General features: G+C 60.5%; 3 protein-coding genes and 1 pseudogene. 2 read left to right on the top strand and 2 right to left on the bottom strand.

Going from position 1 to position 4,544, the window contains the following annotated elements:
- Positions 1–128, bottom strand: a pseudogene (locus GYB81_RS23245) (transposase); the annotation flags it as partial.
- Between the two features lie 30 nt (positions 129–158).
- The gene (locus GYB81_RS23240) at positions 159–3,044 is read right to left on the bottom strand and encodes a Tn3 family transposase (protein WP_001138082.1); all 2,886 of its coding nucleotides are present in this window, start codon (positions 3,042–3,044) and stop codon (positions 159–161) included.
- Positions 3,045–3,169: 125 nt separating this feature from the next.
- Between GYB81_RS23240 and GYB81_RS23235 the strand changes: the two genes are divergently transcribed.
- Together GYB81_RS23235 and GYB81_RS23230 are read left to right on the top strand one after the other, a co-directional pair.
- Entirely contained in the window at positions 3,170–3,784 is a 615-nt protein-coding gene (locus GYB81_RS23235) for a recombinase family protein (protein ID WP_000904906.1), read from the top strand.
- A gap of 65 nt (positions 3,785–3,849) precedes the next feature.
- Positions 3,850–4,544 (top strand): APH(3'') family aminoglycoside O-phosphotransferase (locus GYB81_RS23230; protein WP_161897963.1); only part of this gene is annotated, 695 nt, incomplete at its 3' end.

The raw sequence follows: 4,544 nt of genomic DNA, 5'->3' as shown, positions 1-4,544 counted from the left end.
CGCTTCTCGGATACCGCCGGACGGCTGATGTACCGGCACAGCCGTTCGAGCTTCTTGCGTTCATCGGCCCTGGCCGCCACGCCGGCGTGCAGGCTGGACCCGGCTACCTTGCCAATCCCGTCACCGGGGTCGTTTGCGGGAGGGGGCGGAATCCTACGCTAAGGCTTTGGCCAGCGATATTCTCCGGTGAGATTGATGTGTTCCCATCCGAGCGGCGAAACATGGGCCAAGAGATCGGGCGATAGCAGCTTTCCATCGCGTTTCTGGTTTGCAACGACCTCGCCGAGCTTCATGGTGTTCCAGAAGATGATGATGGCGGCGAGCAGATTCATGCCGGCGATGCGGTAATGCTGGCCTTCGGCGGAACGGTCGCGGATTTCACCGCGGCGGTGGAAGCTGATTGCCCGCTTCAGCGCATGATGAGCTTCGCCTTTGTTGAGCCCGATCTGGGCACGCCGTTGGAGTTCGGCATCCAGAATCCAGTCGATCATGAACAGGGTGCGCTCGACGCGACCGACTTCCCGCAGGGCTGTCGCGAGCTCGTTCTGCCGCGGATAGGAGGCGAGTTTCCGCAGAATCTGGCTTGGCGCGACGGTCCCGGCAGCAATGGTGGCGGCGATGCGCAGGATGTCGGGCCAATTGCGCTCGATCATGGCTTGGTTGACCTTTCCGCCGATCAACGCTCGCAGGTGCGCCGGGGCGGCCGACGGATTGAACGCGTAGAGCCGTTTGGATGGCAGGTCGCGGATGCGCGGAGCGAACCGGTAGCCGAGAATGGCACATGCGGCAAAGACGTGATCGGTGAAGCCGCCCGTGTCGGTGAACTGCTCGCGGATATGGCGTCCAGCATCGTTCATCAGCAGGCCATCGAGGATGTAAGGCGCTTCGCTTGCCGTTGCAGGAATCACCTGGGTTGCGAACGGCGCATATTGGTCGGAGACGTGGCTATAGGCTTTCAGGCCCGGGGTATTGCCATATTTCGCGTTGACCAGGTTCATGGCCTCACCTTGCTCTGTAGCGACGAAGAACTGTCCGTCGCTCGAAGCCGACGTGCCCATGCCCCAGAACCGGGCCATGGGTAACGCTGCCTGTGCCTCGACCACCATGGCCAGCGCCCGGTCATAGGCTTCGCCCTCGACATGCCACCGTCCAATGCGGATCAATTCCCAGAAGGTGTGGGTGTTTGTCGCATCCGCCATTTTGCGCAAGCCGAGGTTGATCCCTTCCGCCAAGATAACGTTCATTAGCCCGATCCGGTCAGCGCAGGGTGCTCCTGTGCGCAGATGGGTGAACGCTTCGGTGAAGCCGGTCGCCGCATCCACCTCCAGCAGGAGATCGGTGATGCGCGTGGGCGGGATCTGCTTGTAGAGATCGAGCACCAGATCTTCGGCGCCTGTCGGCGCGGCGGCTTCGAGTTTCTCGATATGCAGAACGCCGTTTTCAATCGACCCGCCCGGGATCGTGCCTGCGCGAGCGGCACGGCCAAGCTCGCGCAACCGCATGTCGAGGCGAGCTTGCCGGTCTGCCAGCCATTCCTCCGGCCGCAATGGCACAGCGAGACGACCGCCTTCCGCGATGGATTGTGCCGGAACGAGTGCGTGTTTCAGATCGCCATAGCGCCGGGACCTAGTAAGCCAGACATCTCCGGAGCGGAACGCATCGCGCAGATGGAACAGCACCGCGATCTCCCATAGGCGAGCGTCGCCAGCCCTCTGGGCCCGAAGGTGGCGATGCCATTTCGAGCTGGGCCGCAAGAAGCTGGTCATCGCGGCATCGTTCAAACCGGTACGAAGGGCCGTCACCGCTTCCAGAAGCGGCAGTGCAACGGGCGCAGCTCGCAGATCGAGCAGGCGCAACATGCGTGGAGCGTATCGGCGGAAGCGGTGATAACCGTCGAGCACATGATTGAGCGGATCGTCGGCCATGGTGGCGGTCAGCCTGGTTGCCATTGCAACAAGGGTTTTTAAGCCGTCCCACCCTGACCCACTCGCGATGACATCGCCCAGCGGCTGGCCATCATCCTGTGCATCGACCAGGGCGCCCCCGATCTCGGCGAAGGATTTCAGGGTGTCACGCACCACCCCCGCTTCGTCTGCGACCTTTGCATGGCAAATACGCTCCGAAGCACGGTAGAGACGGCCGACGATCCGGTCGTGGGTTTCGACCACTGCGTCGGCCAACATCGCCTGCCATTCCGAGACGCAAACAGCCAAGATCGCAAGCCGCCTGTCCTCCGGGAGATCGCGCATGCCGTCGGCATAATACCGTTCACCCTGCCTGCGCAGACGAGTCACCCGATGGGCAGGAACGCCGGCAAGCAGATCCTCGGGGAGATCGATGCGTTGCAGATATTCGAGCCGGTCGAGCAGCCGGTTGGCCGACGAAGAGTTCGAGCCAGGCTCGAACTGGCGCAGCCACACAAAACGGGTCACCCGATCATCAGCCGTCTCCTCGAGCAATGCCAGCAACTGTTCTCGGATCGACATAGGCAGCCGACTGGCGATCCTCGTCTCGATGCGTCGCTCGGCATCGACGAGAGCCGCGGCACAAAGCCGCTCGATCGTGGATGTCGCGGGAAGGACAGTGCGGGTGCGTCGGCACTCGGCTACGAAGCGACGGGCGATATCCTCGTTCGACACCGCCATCTCGGCTTCTCGGAACAACCATTCCTTCAGCTCGCTCGCACCACGTCCGGAGAAGGTGCGGAAGCCGTAGAGCCCCCGTAACTCGGCAAGATGCTCGTGCCGTGTTTCCTCGCGGGCAGCATAGTCTACGAGATCGTCGGCACCCAGGCCAAGCTGCGCTCCGATAAATTCGATGACCTCTGCAGGGATCAGTTCGCCTGGAGCCAGCACCCGGCCGGGATAGCGCAGGACACACAATTGCAGGGCGAAGCCGAACCTGTTGTGAGCGCGCCGACGCAGCCTGATATGCCCAAGGTCTTCATCACTCAGCGTATAGTGCTTGAGCAAATCCGTCTGTGAAGTCGGCAAGCGCAACAGCGCGTCTTTCTGCCGATCGGTTAGAGTGACGCGACGCGGCATACATGTTCCTTTTTCAAAATCTGATAGCGTTCAAGACGCTTTGTTTATGAAGCTGGTTGAGATACATTTCCAGAGGTCAATGCAATCGTGGCCGAAGCGCCGCCTCAAACCAACGTTTGTGATACATGCTGATCGGATATGCCCGCGTCTCCAAAGCCGATGGCTCGCAGTCTCTCGACCTGCAGCACGACGCCTTGCGCGCCGCAGGTGTCGAACGGGACAATATCTATGATGATCTTGCTTCCGGCGGTCGTGATGATCGCCCTGGCTTGACTGCCTGCCTCAAGTCATTGCGTGACGGCGATGTGCTGGTGGTCTGGAAGCTCGATCGCCTCGGACGATCGCTTGCCCATCTGGTCAACACGGTGAAGGAGCTGTCAGACCGCAAGATCGGCCTGCGGGTTCTGACTGGAAAGGGCGCTCAGATCGACACCACGACTGCGTCCGGTCGCATGGTGTTCGGAATCTTCGCCACCTTGGCCGAGTTCGAGCGGGATCTGATCCGAGAGCGCACCATGGCGGGTCTCGCCTCCGCGAGAGCGCGCGGTCGCAAGGGCGGACGAAAATTCGCGCTCACCAAAGCTCAGGTGCGTCTCGCGCAAGCCGCCATGGCCCAGCGCGATACTTCAGTTTCCGATCTCTGCAAGGAACTCGGCATCGAGCGCGTCACTCTCTACCGATATGTCGGTCCCAAAGGCGAGCTCAGAGACCATGGAAAGCATGTTCTCGGACTTACGTAGCAACTCGTTTCTTTTCGCAGGTTGAGCCACCTCCGCGCTTCATCAGAAAACTGAAGGAACCTCCATTGAATCGAACTAATATTTTTTTTGGTGAATCGCATTCTGACTGGTTGCCTGTCAGAGGCGGAGAATCTGGTGATTTTGTTTTTCGACGTGGTGACGGGCATGCCTTCGCGAAAATCGCACCTGCTTCCCGCCGCGGTGAGCTCGCTGGAGAGCGTGACCGCCTCATTTGGCTCAAAGGTCGAGGTGTGGCTTGCCCCGAGGTGATCAACTGGCAGGAGGAACAGGAGGGTGCATGCTTGGTGATAACGGCAATTCCGGGAGTACCGGCGGCTGATCTGTCTGGAGCGGATTTGCTCAAAGCGTGGCCGTCAATGGGGCAGCAACTTGGCGCTGTTCACAGCCTATCGGTTGATCAATGTCCGTTTGAGCGCAGGCTGTCGCGAATGTTCGGACGCGCCGTTGATGTGGTGTCCCGCAATGCCGTCAATCCCGACTTCTTACCGGACGAGGACAAGAGTACGCCGCAGCTCGATCTTTTGGCTCGTGTCGAACGAGAGCTACCGGTGCGGCTCGACCAAGAGCGCACCGATATGGTTGTTTGCCATGGTGATCCCTGCATGCCGAACTTCATGGTGGACCCTAAAACTCTTCAATGCACGGGTCTGATCGACCTTGGGCGGCTCGGAACAGCAGATCGCTATGCCGATTTGGCACTCATGATTGCTAACGCCGAAGAGAACTGGGCAGCGCCAGA

The organism is Pseudomonas yangonensis, assembly GCF_009932725.1.
Taxonomy (GTDB): Bacteria; Pseudomonadota; Gammaproteobacteria; order Pseudomonadales; family Pseudomonadaceae; genus Aquipseudomonas; species Aquipseudomonas yangonensis.
This window is presented reverse-complemented; position numbering and strand designations above follow the sequence as displayed.

Coding starts and splice junctions, on each gene's coding strand:
- GYB81_RS23235 (WP_000904906.1), top strand. CDS start 3,170: ATGCTGATCGGATATGCCCGCGTCTCCAAAGCCGATGGCTCGCAGTCT.
- GYB81_RS23240 (WP_001138082.1), bottom strand. CDS start 3,044: ATGCCGCGTCGCGTCACTCTAACCGATCGGCAGAAAGACGCGCTGTTG.